Annotated in this window: 19 protein-coding genes; 7 read left to right on the top strand and 12 right to left on the bottom strand. The window is 64.8% G+C overall.

Annotation, left to right across the window (positions count from 1 at the left end):
• Positions 1 to 288 precede the first annotated feature (288 nt).
• The 6 genes from BM162_RS20835 (at position 289) to BM162_RS20860 (ending at position 5,561) form a co-directional block, all read left to right on the top strand.
• Positions 289 to 909 (top strand): hypothetical protein, encoded by a 621-nt coding sequence (locus tag BM162_RS20835; RefSeq protein ID WP_093425651.1) that lies wholly within the window; start codon positions 289 to 291, stop codon positions 907 to 909.
• A 133-nt stretch (positions 910 to 1,042) separates the two neighbouring features.
• The gene (locus BM162_RS20840; RefSeq protein WP_093425652.1) at positions 1,043 to 1,675 is read left to right on the top strand and encodes a hypothetical protein; all 633 of its coding nucleotides are present in this window, start codon (positions 1,043 to 1,045) and stop codon (positions 1,673 to 1,675) included.
• A gap of 97 nt (positions 1,676 to 1,772) precedes the next feature.
• Positions 1,773 to 2,222: a hypothetical protein gene (locus BM162_RS20845; protein WP_093425654.1), complete on the top strand. Its 450-nt coding sequence runs from the start codon at positions 1,773 to 1,775 to the stop codon at positions 2,220 to 2,222.
• Positions 2,223 to 2,364: 142 nt separating this feature from the next.
• On the top strand, positions 2,365 to 2,760 hold the full coding sequence (locus tag BM162_RS20850; protein WP_093425655.1) for a hypothetical protein: 396 nt from the start codon (positions 2,365 to 2,367) through the stop codon (positions 2,758 to 2,760).
• A gap of 206 nt (positions 2,761 to 2,966) precedes the next feature.
• On the top strand, positions 2,967 to 3,947 hold the full coding sequence (locus BM162_RS20855) for a BspA family leucine-rich repeat surface protein (RefSeq protein ID WP_093425657.1): 981 nt from the start codon (positions 2,967 to 2,969) through the stop codon (positions 3,945 to 3,947).
• Positions 3,948 to 4,076: 129 nt separating this feature from the next.
• Entirely contained in the window at positions 4,077 to 5,561 is a 1,485-nt protein-coding gene (locus tag BM162_RS20860) for an ATP-dependent DNA helicase (RefSeq protein WP_177215313.1), read from the top strand.
• Between the two features lie 964 nt (positions 5,562 to 6,525).
• Here the strand turns inward: BM162_RS20860 and BM162_RS20870 are convergent.
• The 3 genes from BM162_RS20870 to BM162_RS20880 form a co-directional block, all read right to left on the bottom strand.
• A complete protein-coding gene (locus BM162_RS20870) occupies positions 6,526 to 6,795 on the bottom strand; it encodes a ribbon-helix-helix domain-containing protein (RefSeq protein ID WP_218153157.1) in 270 nt (89 codons plus the stop codon).
• 33 nt (positions 6,796 to 6,828) lie between these two features.
• Positions 6,829 to 7,329, bottom strand: a complete 501-nt coding sequence (locus BM162_RS20875) for a hypothetical protein (protein ID WP_143096265.1) — start codon at positions 7,327 to 7,329, stop codon at positions 6,829 to 6,831.
• A gap of 150 nt (positions 7,330 to 7,479) precedes the next feature.
• Positions 7,480 to 7,851, bottom strand: a complete 372-nt coding sequence (locus BM162_RS20880; RefSeq protein ID WP_093425665.1) for an antitoxin Xre/MbcA/ParS toxin-binding domain-containing protein — start codon at positions 7,849 to 7,851, stop codon at positions 7,480 to 7,482.
• Between the two features lie 242 nt (positions 7,852 to 8,093).
• Between BM162_RS20880 and BM162_RS20885 the strand changes: the two genes are divergently transcribed.
• Positions 8,094 to 8,846: a hypothetical protein gene (locus tag BM162_RS20885; protein WP_093425666.1), complete on the top strand. Its 753-nt coding sequence runs from the start codon at positions 8,094 to 8,096 to the stop codon at positions 8,844 to 8,846.
• An 80-nt stretch (positions 8,847 to 8,926) separates the two neighbouring features.
• Here BM162_RS20885 and BM162_RS20890 read toward each other — a convergent pair whose 3' ends face one another.
• The 9 genes from BM162_RS20890 to BM162_RS23015 all read right to left on the bottom strand — a co-directional run.
• Positions 8,927 to 9,544, bottom strand: coding sequence for a hypothetical protein (locus tag BM162_RS20890; RefSeq protein ID WP_093425667.1), 618 nt, complete (start codon positions 9,542 to 9,544; stop codon positions 8,927 to 8,929).
• 449 nt (positions 9,545 to 9,993) lie between these two features.
• Entirely contained in the window at positions 9,994 to 10,923 is a 930-nt protein-coding gene (locus BM162_RS20895) for a porin (protein WP_093425669.1), read from the bottom strand.
• Between the two features lie 483 nt (positions 10,924 to 11,406).
• Positions 11,407 to 12,381: a ParB/RepB/Spo0J family partition protein gene (locus BM162_RS20900; RefSeq protein WP_177215314.1), complete on the bottom strand. Its 975-nt coding sequence runs from the start codon at positions 12,379 to 12,381 to the stop codon at positions 11,407 to 11,409.
• A gap of 13 nt (positions 12,382 to 12,394) precedes the next feature.
• On the bottom strand, positions 12,395 to 13,792 hold the full coding sequence (locus tag BM162_RS20905; RefSeq protein ID WP_093425672.1) for a ParA family protein: 1,398 nt from the start codon (positions 13,790 to 13,792) through the stop codon (positions 12,395 to 12,397).
• Between the two features lie 178 nt (positions 13,793 to 13,970).
• Positions 13,971 to 14,996 carry a helix-turn-helix domain-containing protein gene (locus BM162_RS20910; protein ID WP_093425673.1) on the bottom strand — a complete coding sequence of 342 codons (1,026 nt, stop codon included), beginning with the start codon at positions 14,994 to 14,996 and terminating at the stop codon, positions 13,971 to 13,973.
• Positions 14,997 to 15,564: 568 nt separating this feature from the next.
• Positions 15,565 to 17,544, bottom strand: a complete 1,980-nt coding sequence (locus BM162_RS20915) for an ATP-dependent helicase (RefSeq protein ID WP_093425675.1) — start codon at positions 17,542 to 17,544, stop codon at positions 15,565 to 15,567.
• A gap of 139 nt (positions 17,545 to 17,683) precedes the next feature.
• Complete coding sequence (locus BM162_RS20920; RefSeq protein WP_093425676.1) at positions 17,684 to 18,826, bottom strand: thioredoxin domain-containing protein; 1,143 nt, start codon at positions 18,824 to 18,826, stop codon at positions 17,684 to 17,686.
• A gap of 44 nt (positions 18,827 to 18,870) precedes the next feature.
• Positions 18,871 to 19,269, bottom strand: coding sequence for an antitoxin Xre/MbcA/ParS toxin-binding domain-containing protein (locus tag BM162_RS20925; RefSeq protein WP_093425678.1), 399 nt, complete (start codon positions 19,267 to 19,269; stop codon positions 18,871 to 18,873).
• A gap of 119 nt (positions 19,270 to 19,388) precedes the next feature.
• Positions 19,389 to 21,473, bottom strand: a 2,085-nt coding sequence (locus BM162_RS23015; protein WP_177215315.1) for a hypothetical protein, incomplete at its 5' end; no start/stop codon positions are given.

The raw sequence follows: 21,473 nt of genomic DNA on the forward strand, positions 1-21,473 counted from the left end.
GGCGAGGATTTCAGGGATCCGGCATCGGCAGGCGCGGCGTGAAGAAGCACGCAGCGACGGGCTGAAACCGGAGAAAGGGGTGCAGAAGGCGAAGACCCGAATGGGCAGAACGATCGGTCAGATCGGGACGAGGGAAACCAGTGTAACCGCCAGAGCCGATGAGCTCGCAATCGGGATTGGGCCTTGTCCGCAGATCACCATATCGGCCAGCGGCTTTAGGACATGCCGCCAAGGAAGGCCTGACAGAGGACCGCGCTCGATCACCTGCCGAGAAAGGTTGGAAACCTCTTGCATAAAGGACGGCAACCACAGAGGCGGTTACGCTCGATCTTTGACCAGGCCAAGTTCCTTTCGTCCCTCGGCGTCGATGACATTCTGGCCGTTCGCTCGACCCATATCGCGGAACGGTTCCTGCGGCCCGATGTCGGGCCCGGCATCCTGCGGATCGGGACGATCACCATCCTCGACCAGCATCCCGAGATGCTCGGCTTCCGAGCCGAAGTGGAGATCCTCGATGAGGGAGGCCTGCGCCGTGCGTGGCAAGAGCGCAACCTGGCGGAGGAATTCCTGTTTTGCAGCAGGCCGCCGTGGGACCAGCCGATCTCCGAGATTGCCCGGGACATCTGCGCCGTTTGGACCGACCTCCCTGCCCCGCTGGAGCGTGGTTTCGAGTTCGTCACACCACCGGACCGGTGGCTGGAGACCCGCGATATCTACGTCCTCGCCTCGCTGCGAGAGTGCGGCGTGCCCTTCGAGGAAATGCACCTCTCAACCTACGAGACCGAACACGAGCTCAAGCAGGTGGTCGGTCAGATCGAGTGCAACAACGAGGTCGCCTACCCCGACGCACGCCTCTCGCTCGCGGGGTTCAGGATCACCGAAAGCGGCCAGGTCCTGCAAATCGTTTGATCAGGTGCCAGACCACCTGCCCTTCCCGACGCGCCTCCTTCGGATGCGACGCGTCGGGAAGGCCAGCCGGCCTGAGGTGAGAGCCTCCCGAGGATCGCCGCGCACACCCATTCTTCTTGCGAAAGGTTCGACCATGCTCCCCATCGACACGCTCACCCTCAACGTCCAGCACGACGACTGCAATGTCGAGCGGCCCCGCGCCGCAGGCCGCCTGGTCTTCTGCAACTATCCCGCCCTGGCCCACGAGAACGACGCCTTCCCGCAGGCGATCCGCAAGGACGCGATCCTGGTGCCGGTCTACAAGTACGAGCATTCGAGCTATGGCGTCCGGGCTGCCCAGGCTGACGCCTTCAATGAGGACGGCCCGGCGCGCATCAACGCCCTGCAGATGATCGCCGAGGGCCTCGGCCGGCGCCCGAGCTTCTCCGTGGAGGACCCGCAGGCGGTGCTCGACGCCGCGCGCCCGCACAACCCGTTCTACTGCCCGTGGGACTCCGGTCTCGCCGGCTTCTTCGTCTTCGGGCGCGCCGACCTGCGGAAGTACGGCAGCATGGACGCGCTCCTCGAGATCGCGAACGAGGAGCTGAGCTTCATCGAGGCCGACCTGAACGGCGAGTGGTACTGCATCGAGCTCGTCGACGAAGAGGGCGATGTCGTGCAGGCCTCCTCCGGCTACCGCAGCGCTGACGAGGCCATGGAGGCCGGGCCCGAGCTCCTGCAGTTCTACCTCGACATCTCCCGCAGCCCGGTTACCCAAGCCGCGTGAAGCGACACACCCCGTCCCGCTCTCTCGCATAGATGCGAGAGCGGGCCGGGGCGCGCCGCTCCATCCGATCAGACAGAATCCAAAAATGAGGCAGGCCATGAAGTACTACCTGGTGAAGACCGGCGACAAAGAGGCGGACCGGATCGCCTACCAAGCAGACACGCCGGACGAGGCTTTCAAGCAGTTCGCCGATAGCTGCAGGCTCTCCGGCGAGGAGCGCAAGACGGCCCTCTCGACGGCTCAGATCGAGCGGGCTGAGTACGAGATGACGCCGGAGGAAGCTGGCAAGTTCGCGACGCTCGTTGCCACGGTCTGCGCCCCATTGCGCACGGCGGGTCTTGACTACGAAGAAAGCCGGCTGCGCGGCAGTGCACGCGACGTCATCTTCGGCGCCGCCACGCCCACCGACTACAGCCTCCTCGGAGACGATCTTGCCGCCATCGAGTGCGAGTCCCTGGAAAACGACGATCTCTTCGAGGCGTTCCACAAGCTCCACGCGTTCGTGTGGAACGACCTCGAGCTGCCGTTCCTCATCCCGGACTCCTGATCTCCCTGTGCCGGGGCGCGCCGCCGACGCGGCATGTCCCGGCCACGGTGCGTCCTCCAGCCGACCGCCGTGCGCCCTCCTGCGATGCGGGCGCACGGCGATCGGCCGGCCTTCACACCCACTTTCCCTATCGAGGTTCAACATGTCCGAAGCGAAGCTTGTTTTCGACGGCATCCTGCCCCACGACGATTTCCTGCGCCTGACCGAGGGCCTCTACGAGGCCGAGCCGGGCAGTCCGGACGGCGAGTACTACGCGACCTGCGATGAGCCCGCCCAATCGGCTCCGGCGCACATCTCCGAGATCGCGGCCGCACATGGCGTGGCGATGCTCTGGGTATGCCCGGTGCAGGGTTCGGTGAAGGATGGCCTCTGCCACATTCACTACCAGGACGCGGATGGGCATCAGTTCCATTTCGACGGCTATGGAACATCGATCCTGATCCGCGCAGATCGCCTCAATGAGCCGCGGACTGTCGAGCGGGCGGTCGAAGTTCAGGAAGAAATCGATGCCCTCGAAAAGGGCCTCAGGATCCTCTGAAGCACAGAGGCGAACGATACCGCTCGCCCTTCCGGCATCCGGAAACAAGCGCAGTCGCTGAGACCCTCGGCGGCTGCGTTTTCGTTTCCGGCATAGCCGAAAACGCCGCCACCGAGAATCTCTTGCTTTGATTTTCGAAACGGGGCGCGAGGCCCAATATCCATACCGAAGAACCTACGTGAACTCAGCAGGCAGGGTACTGACCTATGAAGAAGATCATCTCCAACATCCGCGGCTCCGGCATCGTGGAATACGGCGCTGTGGCCGGATTGGTTTCCGTAATTGCCATCGGATCCGTTCTGTCTTTCGGTGAGAAGACAGACGCCACCTTTGATGGCGCCACGACGCAGGTCGCCGACGCGCGCGCCAGTGTCGCAGGCGGCAGCGGCGAGGCCATCACCGACGGAGGCACGACCACACCCGAAGAGCCTACCGACGAAGGCACGACCACACCTGAAGAGCCCACCGACGGCGCCGGCGACACCTGGGAGGAGCCCGTTGTCTCTCCAGTACCATCCGACTCTTGGTGCTACGACCCGTCGTACGTCGGAGTGGTCGGCGAACCGGGCTCTGTCTGCGGCGGCATGCTGATCGTGGACTTGACGATGATGCATATGGTCGCCTCTCCGGCCGTCGGTGGAGACGGCACCTTCGCCCTTTTGAAGGACGGCACCTACTACACATTCGAGGACGACGCCCACAATATCTTCACCGGCCAGGTGAAGTACTTTGGGAAAATGTTCGAAAGCACGAGCTATAATGGCGACATTGGCTATTGGGATACCTCGAACGCTCTCGAGATGCATTGGATGTTTATGGGCAATTCGGCCTTTAACCAAGACCTTTCCACCTGGGACGTGTCCAACGTTCAGTACATGAATGGAATGTTTGGCTACGCGTCGGCCTTTAATTCCCCGCTGAATGATTGGGATGTCAGTTCGGTCACTGACATGTCCCATATGTTCGGGGGCGCCGATGCCTTTAACCAACCGCTGGATACGTGGAAAACCGGCGCCGCCACCAACATGGACTACATGTTCAACGACGCCGACTCCTTCGCCCAAGACCTGTCAATGTGGTGCGTGTCGCAGATCGCCGCTTTTCCGCAAAACTTCGACGCCAACACTCCGGCCTGGGGTGCAGGACCTGACGGTCGCCCTGTGTGGGGTACCTGCCCTACTCCCTAAGGGCTGATCTCTTTCTTTGACGACATGCAGCCGCCGGGGAAACTCGGCGGCTGTTTCTCTTTTTAGGGCATGCGCACGTGCCGCCGGGGTTCTGCAGCCGTGTTTTTTTGCATCCTTCCTGGAAACTATATGTTCCGTATCAATGCCTTGGTCTGGATCATTCAGGTGCCAGGACGACACGAAACCTCCTCCCGCCGCGATAGGGAGTATGAAGCACTCCCCGGGGTGCGCGAGACGCTCGAGGCGATCAAGTCCGGCGCTCCCGTGATCCTCGTCTCCGGCCGCGCCGGAACCGGCAAATCCCGCCTGATCGACTACATCTCCCGCTTCGGTCACGGCCGTCAGGCCGTCGTCGCGCCCACGGGCGTCGCCGCGCTCGGACTCGGCGCCACGACCGTACATTCCACCTTCCGTATTCCCATCGGCGGGGTCTGTGACGCGCGTCGCCCCCTGCCCCAGCTCGATGCCGAGTCATTGGCGCTCCTGCGCGGCATGAGCCGCCTTGTCATCGATGAGATCTCGATGCTGCGCGCCGACCACCTCGATGTTGTCGATGCGCGCCTGCGCGCCGCGCGCGGCTCTCCCCTGCCCTTTGGCGGGGTCCAGGTCATCATGGTCGGAGACTTCCTCCAGCTCCCGCCCGTGACGACGGAGAGTGATCGCCAGCGCCTCTCCCTCCTCGGCTACGAGACCCCTTGGGCCTTCTCCGCTCGCGTGCTTGCCCGGTCTGCCCCGCGCTCCGTCAACCTGCCGCGCGTCCTCAGGCAAAGCGATCCGGCGTTCATCTCCGCCCTCTCCAGTATCCGGGACGGCAGTGCCGGCAGCCTCGTCATCGATGCGCTCAACGATCTCTGCCATGGCTCTCATCGAGACGGTGTGGAGCCCCTTGTCATTGTTGCTCGCAGGAAGGATGCGGAGAGGCGCAATCAGGCGGCACTGGAGCGGCTCATCGCCTCCCCTGCCCGGCCGCACCATGCCTGCATCCGTGCTTCCTTTGCCGGCACTCTCGCTGAAGAACGAACCGGGAGCGCACTACCCGTTGCGCCCGCGCTTCACGTCGCGGTGGGCTCGCGCGTGATGGCGACCAGGAACGATCCCGCGGGCCGCTTCGCCAACGGATCGCTCGGGACCGTCCTCGATCTCGAGGAGGAAACCGCGGGTGTGACGGTGCTCTTCGACGGCAAGGGTGACCCCTGCTTCGTGGAGCCGGTCGAGTGGACGGAGAGAAGGCTCACATGGGACGGCGCGCATGAGCGCGTGGTCTCGCGTATCGTAGGTACAGCCAAGGGCCTTCCTCTTGCGCCGGGGCACGCGATCACGGCGCACAAGGCGCAAGGGCTGACCCTCGATGATGTAAGGCTCGACTTGGGCGGACGCGTCTTCGAGGCGGGGCAGCTCTATGTCGCGCTCAGCCGGGCCCGGGGCATCGCCGGCCTCAGCTTCGCCTCCCCTCTACAGCCGCACGATGTCCTCGTCGATAACGCCGCCCTGGCGGCATGCAGGCGCGACTTCGCGCGCAACTGGCCATGGCTGCACGAGACCGCAGCGCCCCCAGGCGCGGCCGTCGTCGCGGCACCGCAGGCCGACAGCGTGTCCGACTGCCTCTTTGCTTGAGCTGAGAAAAGAAACGCCCGACGGATGTACCGCCGGGCGAAGTTGATCGAGCGATCCGATCAGATGTCCTGGTTGAGTACGCCGGCGCAGATGCTGGCCCGCACCGCCGATCAGGACCCGCTGACGGGCATCGTGTGGAGCTGTACGTACCCTGCTCGTGATGTCAGAACAATCACGCCTTACGTACAGGGTCTTGCAAAGACAGACAGATACGCGCGTCTCATAGAGATCGAGTGAAAGCCACTTTCACTTCCTCCTCCAGAAACGCCTGCGAAGCGATCGGGTGAAAGTCGCTTTCACTCGGCCGGACCCTCCTCCATCGCCCATCTCCGATCTGTCTATCTTTCTCAGGTTGACCATGCAGATAACCGGCCAGGTTCCGAGCGGTCCGCAATCCAGCGACCGCTTATGGAGAACGAGGTATCCCGCGCCGCGCGCCTGTACGGCCGTGTGCAACCCTCTATGCCTCTCGCGCCTCCTCCAGCCCCGAACTCGATGTGAAAGTCACTTTCACTTCGCCACGGCAGTCTCTCAGGTAGGCCGGATAGAGGCACGGACCTGCTGATACGGAAAAGGAGAGCGAGGAAGATGCGGCACTGTGGACCTCGATCACATCCACGCGGGTAGCCGATCCCCCGCAGGGATTTCGAGACCGGATGCGCAGAGGCAGTGAAAGTCACTTTCACTCCGCGCTGGCATCGGCGCAAGCCTTCGGCGGGATATGCCACCCGCGCCGCGGGCGCCGCCGCCGGTGGGACGCGCGCAGTAGCGCCTTCCGGATGGAGGACGGGTGAAAGTCGCTTTCACCACAAGGCCGCAGGATCAAGCCTTAGCCGGCAGAGGCCCGCTCAGAGGTCCCGCGCCGGGTCTGCGCATTCCCGAGGCGGCAAAGCTGCCACTTGCCTCCATGTTCGCTCTTTGTTCTGCGTCCATCACGCAGGAGCGCGCGCAGTGAAAGTCGCTTTCACTGCTTGGCTCCGCCATGGTCCCTCGCGGACAGGCGCGCCCGGTCCCGGAGGGACTGAAGGGTTCTCGCGGTCATCGGCTCATCCTGCGCACTCAAACGCCCGTCCTCGAGCACCGCCCGGAGCACCTGTCGATCGAAGTCACGGCGGATCAGGTCGCAAATATACTCGCTCGCGGTATCATAGCCGCCCGCTTCGGCCAGCCTCTCCACCGCGGCGCTCATCTCGTCCGACAAGGAGACGCTCACGGTCGTCATGTTGCGTGGCACGGATGACTTCATCGAGACCTCTCGGGATCCGGTTTAGCACTCACTCGACGGGCCGGCGCCAGTCGGCGCAGCAACCCGGGCGGTGATCTCCAGCGGAGGACCGCTTCGCGCCAGCCGGGTATGCATCTCGCGCCCGGTCGCGAAGTCAGCGCCGGCGGCGCTCGTCACGGCCTCGATGAGCGACACGAGATCGCCAGCGGAAATCGCCACGACAGGGTCTGCCTTCTCGAAACTCGCGCCGAGCAATACCTGCGGGTGCCCGGACAGTGCCATAGCTATGACGCCCTCGGGATCGCGCTGGAGGTCCGCGACGGACCAGGTATCGCCACCGGCTGTCTCGATGGCGTGCAAGGCAGCCGCGATGCGCTGCGCAGGGCCGCGCTCGATCAATCCGCGCGCCACGAGGGAGGCCAGGGCGGTGCGGCCTCGGGCACAGTCGGTCGACTTGCGCCGCTTCCGGTCTTGCATCGCGTCATCCTCTCTGAGCGGCCATGCCGATACGGTGCCGCTGTGCGATCCGTCTTTCGCAGACATTGTCATGTCGCTCCGGGATAGCAATGAAATACGACCGGCCGGCGCGGGGCGGGTCTCCCCAAGCCTGGAAGTGAAAGTCACTTTCACTGCGCGTCGAGCCGGCCAGGACCGCGCTGCCGGGCAGGGGCCCCGACAGGGTCCGTGGCTCCCTCACGCGTAGCCCCCAGCCGCTATGCGGGAGAGGTAGGACGTGACGGCCTCGGGCCGCCCTTCGCGCATCAGCTCCGCCGCAGTCCGGTCTCCGAACGAAGGCAGCGGCTGGCTCGTGAACCAGGCGAATGCCTGCGGGATCGATCCGGCCCAGGGTGCGGCTCTTGCCAGGATCTCCACAAGGTCCCGAAGCCGGCGCTGCGACGCCGGAGAGCCCAGTCGCCGCGTCTTCGTCAGGGAGTCACGCGGCAGACCGAGCACCAGCGTCAACTCGGCCTTGGTCACCCGGAGGGTGCTGACAAGCACATCCAGGGCGACGGTGCCGTCAGGCCTTGTCAGGTCCTGCGGGAGCAGAGGCGGGTAGGCGGCCATGTGCTATGATGGTCGCGGCATCGTGCGCGATGTCAAGGCGCCTGGCGGATGGCGCCGGGTGCTGAAGGGTCGCCGGGGCCGGGCGCAGAAGGTGACTCAGGAGTGAAAGTCACTTTCACTGCCGCCCTGTGAAAGTCGCTTTCACTCGCATCGCCCTCCGTCGGAATGAGGGGCAGGGGGCGTTCTGGTGAACTTCCGCTCCTTGTGGCATAGCTGCCTCGGGCGCGGCCTGGAGGGTGGACATGCAGGACGGAAAGACAGAACTCGAGAAGATGATCAGCGAGCTGGCGCGGCTGCGCAGGATCGCCGACGACAGCCTGTCGCTGCCGGACCGCGAGATGATCCTCGAGCGCCTTATCGAACTCGAGAGGATGGCAGCAGACGCCGCGCAGGAGTATGCGTCGCTCGAAGCCCCCGAGAAGGAACAGAGGGAAGAGGAGCAGCGAAGGGCGGAGGAGGTCCGTCGCATTCTCGGGTGGATCGCAATGGCCGGCTCGCCGCTGGCAACAGGGCACTTCCAGCAGTTCCTGCAGCAAGAGATTGATGTAGACCTCGTGGACGACGCGGGGCGCTCACCCTGGATCGAGTTCATCGAGACCGCGCGCTTCTACTACAAGGAAACCCGACGGCATCTACCAGAGCACCTCTGGGAAGCCTTCAGCGAATGGGTGAGACACCAGAAGGTCCCGGAGCCCGACGTGATGACGTTGATGGGATTCCTGTCGAAGTACAAGAACTATAGCAACCACCAGTTGATTCCCTGGTACTACGGCGGGATCGAGATCTGCGACCCCGACAAGCTGCACTGGTCCGAGCGCAAGAGGCGTGGCGGGCCGCCGCGCTACAAGAACACCTCCAAAGGGAGCTGGAACGACCACTCTCCGCACGTCTTCACGGAGGAGGAGCTCGACGCGCGCGATCGCGAGCGCGAGCGCGAGCGCATGGCGCTGAGCTACGACGAATGGCTCCGCGAGGCAGCCAGCCAGTCAGACTGACAGGCTGGCTGCTGCCGGCGACCGACCGGAGCCTGCCGCATGCGCAGGAGGCCAGGGGTCTCGCGAGAAAGGGTCAGGGATCAGCTCCGCCCCTTACCATTGCCGCGGCCGCCTCCACGGTCTTCCCTTCCCCCACGGTCCCCCCTGTCGCCGCGATCGTCGTTCCGGGCGTTGCCGCGCTCTTCAGTGCCTCCCCCGCGCTCTGTGCGGTCCTTGTCCCGCCCCCGGGCCTCTCCGTCCCTGGTGACCTCCTGGGAGATCTTGTTGCCCTCCGCATCGAAGGTGCGCGTGATGCGGATACCCGACGGCGTCACCAGCTCCTCTCCCACGAGGTTGCCCGCTTCGTCGAAGGTCTGGGTCACCCGCGCGCCGCCCCCGATCTCATCCGGGTCCGCCTCGCTGACCTCCTCCTCGACGAGGGTGCCGGTTTCGTCGTACTCTCGCTCGATCTTCTGCCCGTCGGCGGTGATCGTCTCCTCCTCGAGGAGGATGCCGTCCTGGCTGTAGACTCGCTCGGTGGTACCGGCGGTGCCGCTGGTCTCGACGATGATCTCGTCACCATCGATCTGCATCACGGCCTGGTTCTCGAACCCTTGGTCGAAGAGCTCCTGTGCCAGCGCGTCAAGATCCTGCGCCGCGGCCGCGGTGCCGATCATGAGGGCTGCCGCCGTCGTCAATGCCGTCTTCATCTCGTTCATTCCTTTCGTGGTGGTGCCGGTCGTGCCGGCGTTGCCTTGCACGGAATTGGGGAAGATTTCGGTTGATCCGAAGCGCGGCCCCGGCGGGGCAGGATGGCCCGCGCCCCAAGAGGCCCGTCCGGCAAGGCGTCTTGAGGCTCAGGAAGGGGCAGGGGGATCGCCTCCTGAGTCGCCGGCACCGGCGCCAGGACAGCCCGAGCTGGATCATTTCGCGCCGATCCGCTTCCATATCGATAAGAGGTGATTATCGATAGTTAGGCGCTCGCCCCAGGCGGTCCCGCGGTGCTGTGCAGAGTGCGCATTTAATGCGTATCCTGCCCGTATCTGACTGCGGCAGAATCGGGAAGTCGAGCGCCGGAAAGGTCCCCCAGGGCCGCTGAGCGACGCCAGGCCTGAAACGTAAAGAGCGGACCCGGGGGTCCGCTCCAAGCTTCGTCGTGTGGGACGGATCAGAAGTCCATCGCCAGGCCGACGGTCCAGACCGAGGTCTCGAGCTCCATGTCCTGGACGCCGTAGCCGGCTTTGAGCGCGGCGCTCTTGCCGAGGCCGTAGGCGGCGGTGAGGCCGTAGCCCTTCACCTCGGCGCCCATCTCTTCGTTCACGCGGTAGTTCGCGTGGGTCGAGAGATCGCCGAAGTCGTAGCCGGCGCCGACCGCCAGATGGGTGCCCTCGGCGGTCCCGTCGTCCCACTGCTGGTAGGAGGCGGTGGCGACCAGCTGGTCCTTCTCGGCGGTCACCGAGCCACCCGTCAGGGTGGTCTTGAGGCCGGCCTTCTCGACCACTTGGTAGCCCGCGCCCAGCCCCAGCTTCACGCCGTTCATGTCCAGGTCGTAGCCGGCGCCGAAGGCGTAGCTGGCGTCATCGGCAGTGGCTTCGTCCCACTCGGCCGAGGCGGACAGTTTCACGGCATCCAGCGCGTAGTCCCAGCGTGCGGTCTGGCCGACGAAGACATCGTCACCGGCGGCGAAGGCGCCAGCGCCGGCGGCTTCCTCGACATCTCCGATCGAGCCCTTGTTGCCCGCGTCGGCGGCATCGGCGAGCGACTTGGTCATCGCGCCGTCGATGCCTTCACCCATCGTCAGCGTGCCGAAGGCGCCCTTGACGAAGATCTCGTAGGCAGGGTCGGCCGGGGCGGCGGCGAGCGGTGCGGCAGCCAGGCTGTCCTCGCTGTCGGCCAGGTCCACGGTCATGCCGAAGGAGAGCCCGTGAGCAGCCTTGCCGCTGAACGTGGCATCCAGATCGAAGTCGCTGACGAACTGATGCTCGATCTCGCTGCCGCCGGCGACACCCATGGCGGCCTTGCCTTCGAAGGCGATCTCGGCGGAAGCGGCGCCCGCGAAGGCGACCAGTGCAGTGGAAAGGAGAAAGGCGTTCTTCATTTGTTCTAATCCCGGTTGAGGTGACGCCAGTGCGTCGTGATGCGCCGGGACGTCGCGACAGCGATCGCCACCCGGCTCCTCAGCGGAATTGGGCCCCAGAAAACACCCGCAGAAATGGCAGGAATGTTTCCGGCACACGTTCGAAGGATAGTGACATTTTCACGACACCAGATGGGGTGAGGCCTGCGGGCATCAGGGCAGCTGCCCGAATTGACGGAGGGACGGGCAGGGGCAGGCTTGTCCGCAGATGAGCCGGGAGAGGCGGTACTGCATAAGGAGACGCGGCAGGCCGTCAGGCAGACTGTCTGTCTGTCTTTCGCGCCTTCGAGTGAAAGTCGCTTTCACACGCGCGACATCGGCAGAAGGGCAGGGACGAGATTGGGCCGCTCGCCCTGGATCGATTCATCGAGACGGCGCGGTACTTCTTCCGGGCGTCGGCGCCCGCCGATCGCCAGAAGGGGGTGACGCAGGTCGAATGACGACCTACGCCCTCACCTCGCCGATCGCGCCCTTAAGCATTTCGATCAGTTCCGCATCCTGCTCCTCGTCCAGCGTCACCTTGAGCTGGACAGCCACCTTGCCGCGCTTCGCTGCGGGCTTCACAGTGTAGAACCCCCGCTCGCCCTTGGTCTTCGCAACAGGAGCGCTCGCGGCTGCCGGCTTGCCGAGACGGCCCTCGACGAAGTCCTTGAGTTCCGCGTGAGACGGCTCCCGGCCGGCGAAGTGGCCACGGACGTCGTCCTGGCGGTCGAAGACCTGCCGCCAGAGGCGGCGCGTCGGATGGGTGATACCGAGCGCGGCTTCAATGTCTTGGGCCTGTGTCCCGGTGGCTTCGTACTCGGCGATCAGCATGCCTCCGCTCACCGCCTTCTGGAACGGCGTGAGATCCTTGCGGGCCTCGTTCTCGACGTAGCGGTGCTTGAGGGCATGGAGGCGCCGTTCTGCCTCGCTCGCATCGGGCGCGATGTAGGCGATCTGGGCGCGTAGCCTCAGCCTCTGGTTCGGCTCGAGGTTGCTGTTGAGCTGCGCGACCGCGAGACGGCGCCGACGTCCCGCAAGAAGCTCGAACTCGACCCCTTCGACGTTCGTCGGGTCGTCGGAGCGTGGCGACCAGCGCGGATCCTTGGGTCGGACAATGATCGGGTTCTGCTGGCCGTTCTCGCCGATCGATTTCTTCAGGTCCTCGACATCTGGGTCCTGTGCGGCGGCGCTGTCGGACAGCGAGACACGATCCGTTCCGACAAGGTCAAACAGTTGGGCGGGATCGATCTCGATGATGGCGCGCCCCTCAAGCACATCCTCCTTGGCGCGGCCACGGATTTTCTTCGCCGCTGCCACGCTCAGCTCAGCCTGGTTCGCCGAGTCGAGAGACGCCATGGTGTCGACCGGCTGCGCCTCCATGACATCGTCCTCGATCGGAGGGAGCGTCGCCGGTGCTTGGTGCTTTCTCGCCTTCATAGAAACACTCCTCTCAGGTCCAGTCCTGGACGAATACTTCGCCCGTCTCGTCGACATACTCGCGACGGATGAAATCGTTGGCGTCCCCTGTCGAGCCCGCCCAGGGGCAGACCTTCGACAGGATGGCGTCGTTTACCGCATGCACGTTGCGTAAGAAGCGCGCATGCCCCTCGCGGCGCGACCGGTCCGGCTTGTGCGAAAAGAACGTCTCGTAGTTCGCTGCAGGGTTCGAGACGGCGTCCGACCGCGGGTAGAAGACCGGACAGACGACATCGGGGGCGTAGGCGACCAGCTCCGAGATCGACTCCATGTCAGCCGCGCGATTGACCATCGTCGGCAGCATGAATGACGGCACCGCCTGGTAGTTCAGATCCTCGTAGCCATCCGATGTCACAGCGCTCCTGTGCACCTCGTCGATGCTGCCCATGAAGGCCTGCAGCGTGGCGAGGTCGATGTTGCGCACCGTCTGCGGGACCACCAGGGAGTCGGCCGCGAGGAGAACCCCGATCATCGACAGGGAGATATTGGGCGGGCAGTCGATCACTATGAGGTCGAGGGTCTCGTCGAGGCCGAGGTCGAAGGCGCGCTTATCGAAGCGGCCGTCCTTCCAGCAATCCTCGAGGCGAGTCTTGGCGGGGTTTGCCGACATCCAGCGCTCGAGCGTCTGCCGCAGCCACAGGCGGGGATCGTCGTCGAAGTTCTTCAGGCGGTAGACGGTCATGTGCTGGTCCGCCATCCCGATCCGGCCGCCGGCCGGCATCAATTTCACCCCCGGCCAGAAGGTCGGGCGCCAGTACGAATGCAGCCGCTGATCGGCGATCTCGTAGCGCGCGACATCGCTTTCTTTCGGCACGGCGACAAAGTCGGGATAGGTCGCGCCCTCGGTGTTCATGACCTCACTGAGGGAAGCCGAGAGGTACAGCGTCGCGGTCTTCTGGCCGTCCGCGTCGATGATGCCGACGCGCAGTCCTTGCCGGACCGCGGCGCCCACGGCCAGGTGCACGGCGAGGGTCGATTTCGCGGTGCCGCCCTTCAGTGCGGCCGTTGCTACGACGGGAGGCTGAACGCTCGGGTCGCGCCAGTTGATGAGCGACGGGTAGTCCTTGGGATAGATCAACTGGATCAGGGCGCGGAGATGCAGCGACTGGCGCGTCGTCATCACCCGGTCCCGGTTCGGCTTCTCGAGAACCGGCGCATCCGGATGATCGAGAACTTTTTCGACGATGCGTTTCGGCACACCCGAGAGTTTGCAGAACTCCGTCACGGTCCAGACGCGCTCGGAGCGGTCGAGGTCCTTCTCGCGGGATTTGCCGCTGGGGCGCTGGTTCAAGCGCGCCACCATGGTCTTTGCAAAGCGAGGGGTCGAGGTCGGAAGCGGGGGCCGCAGGCCGGTCGCTTGTCCATCCATCATCTTGTCTCCCTATTCAGAGCCCGGGTTTCTCCGACGGCTGGTCGCCCTTCCTGTTGGAAGCCATCCGACCGTGGCGTACCAAGGACATTGAACCGTCTTCTCGGGAGCGAAGAAAAAACAGCGATCTTTCCCCGCATTTTTTCAGGCGCCGTGCCGAGGTCCCGATATCTCTCAGAGATCATGCTGCGACCTCCTTCTGCTGCGCCCTGCGGAGTGGCCTCAGCAGGCGCGCTGCAACGAGGGACCGGCTCATCGCTTCGGAAAAGATCCGTCCCTTCCCGGCGCTTCGCCGTGTATCGAACCCTGCCTCGGACACAAGCTTTCTCACCTGGGCCTCTGTTGGCGGACGCCGCCAGTATGGCTTCCAGCTCTCTTGGTAGCTCTGCAGGAATGCGTGGAGCTGGTCCGGCTCGAGCCCCGCTGTCGCCGCGGCGAGTGAGCCGACATCCGCCTCTGAGAAGGATACGCCGATTGCCTCGAGCATGCTGCGCCAGGCGTTGCGCGCTGAAGCCCCGCCGCCGGCCTGTTCCGCTTTCAGCCTCTCGGCGCGAGCGACCGCAGCCTCGAGAAGGTCCGGAGACGGGCTGCCTGAGGGATTGTCATGCACCCCGGTCTTTTCGCCAAAAAGTCTCACCCACTCCTGCTCGTGTTTCTCCGACCAGGACGGCTCAGCCGGGAGGGAGGGGAGTGTAGTGGGTATTGGTTTTCCCTGGTTCTCGTTCCCTGAGCGTTTCACCGATGCAACGGCCCGTTTCATCTGCGAGACGACAGAGGCCGCGAAGGCGGACGGTTCGTCGCGTTTGGCCACGATCGGACAGGGCCCAGATTCGACCGGGTCCGGTTGCGAGGTATCCGGATCGGCATCGGCTTCCGTCTTCGGCTGGTACCGCCCCATGAACTCGGCGTAACCCGTGATCGTCACCTCGATGATCGAGTTCGCTCCATCCCGGCGCCTTCGGGGCGCCTTGCTGACGAGCCCGGCTGATGCGAGGTCAGACAACATGCGGGACACCGTCGCTTTCGAGCAACTGAGCCGGGACGCGATCTTGCGGAAGCTCCAGAAGCTCAGTCCGCTCCTGTCGGATCGGTCCACGAGGAAGGCCAGAAGGCCCAGGTGAGATGCTCCCAACCCGGCTCCCATAAGCCGGTCGAGAAGGTATCGCGGCACGATGCAGTAAGCGCCGCCAGCGCCTGCAATCTCCATAAATACTGCTCTTTTTGCTTGCGCGCAGCACCGTGCACTCCCTATGTTAGGGGCGTAACTGCTTTGGAGCTGCGGTTTCAAATCTTAGAGGGCCGGTGAGTTGCAGCTCGCCGGTCCTCTCGATTCCGGGGGTCAGGCCCCGGTCCTTTTTCGGTGAAATCTCGCGCGTCCTCGGTCTCCTCGCCTGTTTCCGTCCTGCCTCGATGCGCCGCGTGGCTGTGCCAAGGTGCGGCATTCCCTGCACAATCCGGCCGGGTTCATCCACAGAAACGACAGAGAGGGTGGCGGAAATCAAGCATTTTCGCGCTGCCGCACGTCCGCCGGCGCCGCGCGACGAACATGTGCGAAGAAGATGAAGAACGGGCGCTAACCCTCGGAGAACAAAGGGTATAACGAAAACTTTACCCGGCGTGCGCGAGTCGAGGAGTCGAGACGAGCCGAACACCGCAAGCGACTGATATGCATATATAATCCAAGAAAGTGCAGTGGGTATGCAATTTTAAGCCGCAAGGTGAGGCTTCCGAACGTCACCCTGCACGAAAACCACCAGATATTGCGCCCGCTGGCTTCAGAAAGCGCGCCTGAGTCGGCGCCCGGCGCGCTTTACGACCGTTTTCTTCGCGCTCTCGACGAATCCCAGTTCGGCCAGATAGCTGCTCTCCGCCCCCTTTTCGGCCGTCAGGACCAGTTCCGACTTTGCGCGCGTAATTGCGACATGTGCGAGGCGGCGTTCCTCCATCCGTCCGTGCGGTGTTGCCAGGGCGCGGGCCGACGGCAGCACGCCCTCGTTGAGGCCGGGCATGTAGACGGCTTCGAACTCAAGACCTTTCGCGGCGTGGATGGTCGACAGCACGATGCGGTCTTCGGTGAAGCTGGCGCGAAAGTCGGCGTCGAGCGCGAGGGCCTCGAGGAAATCGATGGCACGCGCGAAGGGCTCTGCGGCCTCGCAAACGCGCCGGAGTGCCGCCGGCAGGTCCGCCTCCGTGTCGCCGCGGAATATCCGCTCGATCTCCCGGATCGCCTCCGGAACTGATCCCATGTCCCGCGTGGAGACGATGGCATCGAGACGCAGGTGGAGAGCCTCCCAGCGCGCCGCTTCCGCACTCATCGGGCGCGCGGCGCGGAACAGTCGAGTGGCTGCCTCGGGGATGGTGTCGCGGCCCGCAACCACCGCTTGCTCGATGCGCCCGATCTCCGCAGCACTGGCGCCGAGGTCGGATGCGAGCCGGAGAAAGGCGGCGAAGTCGCGGCGGTTCTCGCTAAGGCGGAGGCCGGCGAGAGCCCGCTTGGTCGCCGGGTCCTCAAGGATCGCACGGTCGGTGGCTTGCACTGTCTTCAGTCCGGCGCGGGCGAGGGCCTGCTTCACATCGAGCAAGCCGGCGGCGGTCCTGGCCAGGACGGCGATTCCGCCCGGCTTTTGCCCGGCTTCTACGGAGGCCGCGATGCGTTGGGCAATCCAGCGCGCCTCCTCGATTTTCGAGCTGAAGCACCGGAACACGGGGGCGTGGCCGAGGCTGACGCCGGTGAGGGATTTCTCGAGGCCGTCCTGCCGCCGCAGCGGCTCGACGATCCGGTTGCCCAGGTCGAGAACCTGCTGCGTGGAGCGATAGTTTTTTCCGAGCGTGATGACCCGGCAGTTCGTCCAGGTCGCGGGGAAATTCTGCATGATCTCCGGACGCGCCGACCGCCATTCGTAGATCGATTGGTCGGTGTCGCCCACGATAGCGACGTTGTCATGTCCGCGCGCGAGAAGCCTGACCAAGCTGTCTTGCACGGGCGAGGTGTCCTGGTACTCGTCGACCATGATGAAGCGGTAGTTGGCCACTTCCGCACGCACGCGAGGATTGCGGCGCAGGAGGCGCGTCGCCTGGACGATGAGATCGCCGAAGTCGAGAGAAGAGGCGGCGCGCTTGAGGGCATCCAGCTCGCGCCAGGCACGCAGAAGGACATCCTGGCTCACCGGCGGATCGGCGCGGAGCTGCGCCGACAGCCCGGCATGATCGGTGGAGGGGACCATATCGAGGCTCAATCCCTCCTCCTTATAGGCCGAGATGCGGGTCAGGATGGCGCGAAGCGTGGTGGTGTCCTGCGGGGAGCAGATAGCATGACTCTGGGCAACCCGCGCCAGCATCGTCAGCAGGTCGCTGTCATCGAGGATCGAGAAGTCTTCCGGGATCCTGATCGCGCTGCCGTGGCGGCGCAGAAGGTCGGCACAGAAGGAGTGGAAGTTCGAGGTGACAACGCGCTTGCCGGTCTCGCGTCCGAGCTGTTGCTCCAACCTCTCTTTCATCTCGCGCGCCGCCTTCTTGGTGAAGGTCAAGGCGAGAATTTCCTCCGGCTCGGCGAACTGCTGAGAGACGAGGTTGGCGATGCGGCGGACCATGACCGTGGTCTTGCCGGTTCCGGCCCCGGCGCGAATGAGCAGGGGGCCTTCGACATGTGACGCCGCGGCACGCTGCTCATCGTTCAGGTTGGCCAGGGGGTCCTTTCCGGAGGCGCTGCGCGTCCCGAAGATCGTCTCGATCAGTTCGGCGTCGATGGCTCGCACGGCTGTCTCTCCCTTAGCTGTCTCGTAAAGGAGATTGCGCCGGTGGAACGAGATCGAAGCCGGCGCACCCCGGTTTCAGGGAGTGCTTCCTCCCACACACAAAATGCTATGTGTGGGAAGGATCTCCTGCCTGAAGAATTTACTGATCCGGCCGCTGGGGCGCGGTCTCTGTCGCGGTCTCGCCTTCATCCTCGGCGGGCGCCGGGTCCGCACCCTTCCCGCCGTCCGGGAGAGCGACATCCTCCTCGCCTTCGAAGCTGTCAGCGAGCTTCTGGATCGCGGCTGCGGAGAGTCCGCCGGTGTGGAGCGTCTGTCCGATGATGAAGCTCGGTGTACCCTTGGCACCGGTCTTGAGGAAGAGTTCGGTGTTGCGCTTGACCGCCTCGTAGCCGGAGGCCCGCGTCACGAGTCCGAAGAGCTCGGTCTGTCCGATGCCGGCCTCTTCAGCGCGACGAACGGCGTATGCCATGTCTGCGCGGCCCGCGGGCGTGTCCCGGTAGAGCGACATCGCCAGTTCCGGGTAGTCCGTCTTGAGTGCGAGCGCCACTGCCGCGAACCCGGCACTGTCCTCGGCGACGACGGAGACCGGGTAGATCTCGATCTTCCAGCTGCCCATGGCGGCGAGTTCGGCAAGCTCAGGGCGGAAGGTCGCACAGTGCGAGCAATTCGGATCGTGGAACACGCGAATGGTGCGCGCCTCGGGTGCCTCAGGGTCGCCGTAGACCACCATCGTCCTGTCGTCCTCGACCAGGGCCTCCACGATTTCCTGATCGACCGGGCTGAGGGCGGCTTCGTCGAAATCCTCGGGCGAAGCGTCGCACGGGTAGGATTGCGCGAACGCGGTCAGGAGCAGGTACGGGGCAGGGTAGTCGGCGAGGCCCGGCGTGCTCTCCAAGGACTGATCCACGATGCGCGACAAGTCGAAGGCATCGAGTTGGCCAGTGGCGCAGAAGGGGCTGTCCACTTCGGCGAGGCGGGCGAAGGCGGCAATGCCGCTGATGACGCCGCTGGTATAGGCCAGACATTCCGTGCCGGTGCAGCCTCGGAGCAAATCGGCAAGATCCTCGCCTGTCTGCGGCATGTAATTCGCTTCGTCCACCTGCGCGGTCTCGGTTGCGGCCTGGACGGACGGGCTCGTGCCGGCCGACGTATCCGGAACCTGCTGTGCAAGGACGGACTGCGCGGAAAGGCAGAGCAGGGCGCTTGCTACCAGTGTATGTTTCATCCACGAACCTTCCGAAAAATAACGCGTTACTAAGAAGATGCGCCCGGTGGGCCGCATAGCGAAATCATCCGTCCGGCAGAGCCGTATCCGGTCCGGCAAGGTCAGGTGAGTGGCTGGGCGAGCTCGGCCGCAAAGGATCGCAATATCGCATCGCCATCCGTCGCCAGCCGATCAGAGGGGCGCGCACCGCCGAGGCTGCGGTTGGGGCGCGTGAGCCAGTGCAGGAGCGCCATGTGGCTACCCCAATTGTCGGTGCGCATCCCCATGAGTTCGAGCATTGCCGGATGAAGCCTGTGCCTGGGGATGTCGAACTGGAAACGCGGATAGAGCACCTCCGCTGCCTGCGCGACGCGCAGGATTCTGGCCTGTGCCTCGTGCTCAGACAGAGCATCCTGCGAGCCCAGGACTGCGCTGGCTTCTCCTCCATCCATCATCGGGACCGAAGACAGAAGCTCCGACCTCAAGCGGGCCCGCACCAAGGATCGGGGTGTATTCGTCATGGCGCCTCCAGAGACAGGACCGAGTATAGCTCCCGGGCTGCGCGTTGTGCGACATCGATCGAACGTGAGACGGGCGGAGGATCGCTCCGCCCGTTCAGCGCCGGTCCTGCTTGGGAACCTCAGCTCAGGACGACATCCTCGAACTGCCGCGCCTTGGGCCTCTGCTTCTGCCGGTCCTCGTTCGTCTCGCCGTAGGCACCGATCACCTTCTGGCCGTCAAGCACCAGGTTGATCTTGTTCGCCCCGCTTTCGAGCGCGCCCCGGATGACCTCGGTCTTGACGAGATCGATCTTCGAGCGGTTCTTCGCGCTGCGCTCGAGTCGCTCTCCGATCTCGGGCGTCGGGTAGTCTGCACGGGTGGAGACGGGCGCCGTCACGCCGTTGTCGAGAGTGACAGCACCGCCCTGGTGCACGTGCAGGTCGACCAGTTCTCGGCCCTCCTTGGCGGCCGTTTCGGTCAGGCGGCGGGCATCCTCGGCCGAAATACCGACCCGGACCACCTCGCTCGAGCGCATCTTCGCCTGCTCCTTGGCCGCGCGCTCCGCCTCCATCCGGTTGACATAGCCGTTGGCCACCGCGCGGAGCGCGACACCCTCGTGCAGTGTGGGAGCCACGATGGTTCGATCGGGATGGGCGGCACGACGCATGGTGTCGACGAAGTGCTTGTCGCGCACCGCGTTGCCGCTGGCGTCCCGCCGCACACGACCGTTCTCGTCGCGTGCGAATTGCCGCCCCTCCACGAAATCAATGACCCGATCGAGGGCCACTTCTCCGGAGGTGTGGGTATAATCACCGAGCGGGCCTGCACCGCCGCCGAGGCGCACCGCGTGCGCGAAGGACCTTTCCTTGGCTGAAAGCCGGGCGAAGTCCTTCTCGGACAGGACGCCGCGGGCTTCGGGCAGGCCGGCACTGAGATCACCGACCGTGCGATGGGTGTGCACGTTGTCGAACGCGGAGCGGACCGCCCGGCGATCCTCTTCGCCCAGGTAGTGCGGCTCGGTCTCGGCGCCCTGGCTCATCGCCTCCTCGAGAGAGCCGAACTGCGGCTGCTCTCGTGCTTCGATCGCCACCAGGCGCGGGTCCTGGATCTCGGAGTTCTCGGCGATGCGCTCGAGGGTGCCGCGGTCGCGCAGCTTATGGACCGCGTCGAGCATCTGCTCGTAGGACTCCTTGTCGATGTCGACATACCGGTCCTCATCCACCAGCCGGTCAAAGGCGGGCGCGAGATCCCTGAGTTTCGCCTTTGAGGCCTCCCGGCCTCGCTGCTCGCTCTCGAACCGCTTTACCTTGTCGTAGCTCGCGGCGACGGTGTTGAGATCGGCAGACTCGGAGATCTTGGGCGCAGCCCGATCCTCCTCTTCCGACCTGTCGTCGGCGTCCGCGCTGAGATCGCGCGCGGCGCCGGTCTCCGGCCCAAAGATCGCATCCACCTCGGCCAGGTCGGCCTCAGACACCTCCTTGGTCTCCTCGTCGCTTTCATAGCTCTCGTCCGGCGTGCCGGCGTCATAGGCGAGGCGGCCGTCGCCCTTGACGACCTCACTCATTGCTCCGAACGCGGTGCGCAGCAGTTCAGCGTCAGCACGGGAGATGTCCGGTGCCCGGAAATCGGGTACGGTCTTGAGGGCGCCGCTCTGCTTGTCGAGCACCTGGCGCGTGTTCGCGAGACGTCGCACGACGCCCATCTGGTGGAGCGCAGCCACGCGCGACTTGAGAGAACTCAGTTTCGAGCCGTCGACACTGACCGAACCGTCCATGTCGGAAAGGGAGAAGCGGCCGTCCTCTACCAGCTCGAGGGCGGTGACCATCGCGCGGGTGATCGTGCCGCGGTCGTCCATCTGGAGGTCGTCGCGCGGCGGCGCCTTCCGCTCTTCACCAAGTTCGAGTTCGCGCGCCTCGCTCGCCGGGATCCAGTGCGTCGCACCGAGCTGGAGGCGCATATCGAGGAGTACGGCAGTGCCCGGGTTGTCTGCCTCGACGCGATCGTCGGTGCGCAGAGGCCGCACGAGGGACTTGGCGGCGTCGAAGACCGGGGCGAGCTGCTCCCGCGAAAGTCCGCGAATTGTGGAGGCGGTCGCTTCCTTGTCCCGCAGTGCATGCTGCAGGCGCTCCTCGAGCAGATCGAGGCGATCGCCGTCGTAGCCGGTGACGCCCTTCATCTCCCGGGGCGAGGCCCGCAGTGCCTTGAGGCTGCCGGACGCGGTGAG

Origin of the sequence: Tranquillimonas alkanivorans (assembly GCF_900115595.1) — a bacterium.
In the GTDB taxonomy this organism is placed as follows: domain Bacteria; phylum Pseudomonadota; class Alphaproteobacteria; order Rhodobacterales; family Rhodobacteraceae; genus Tranquillimonas; species Tranquillimonas alkanivorans.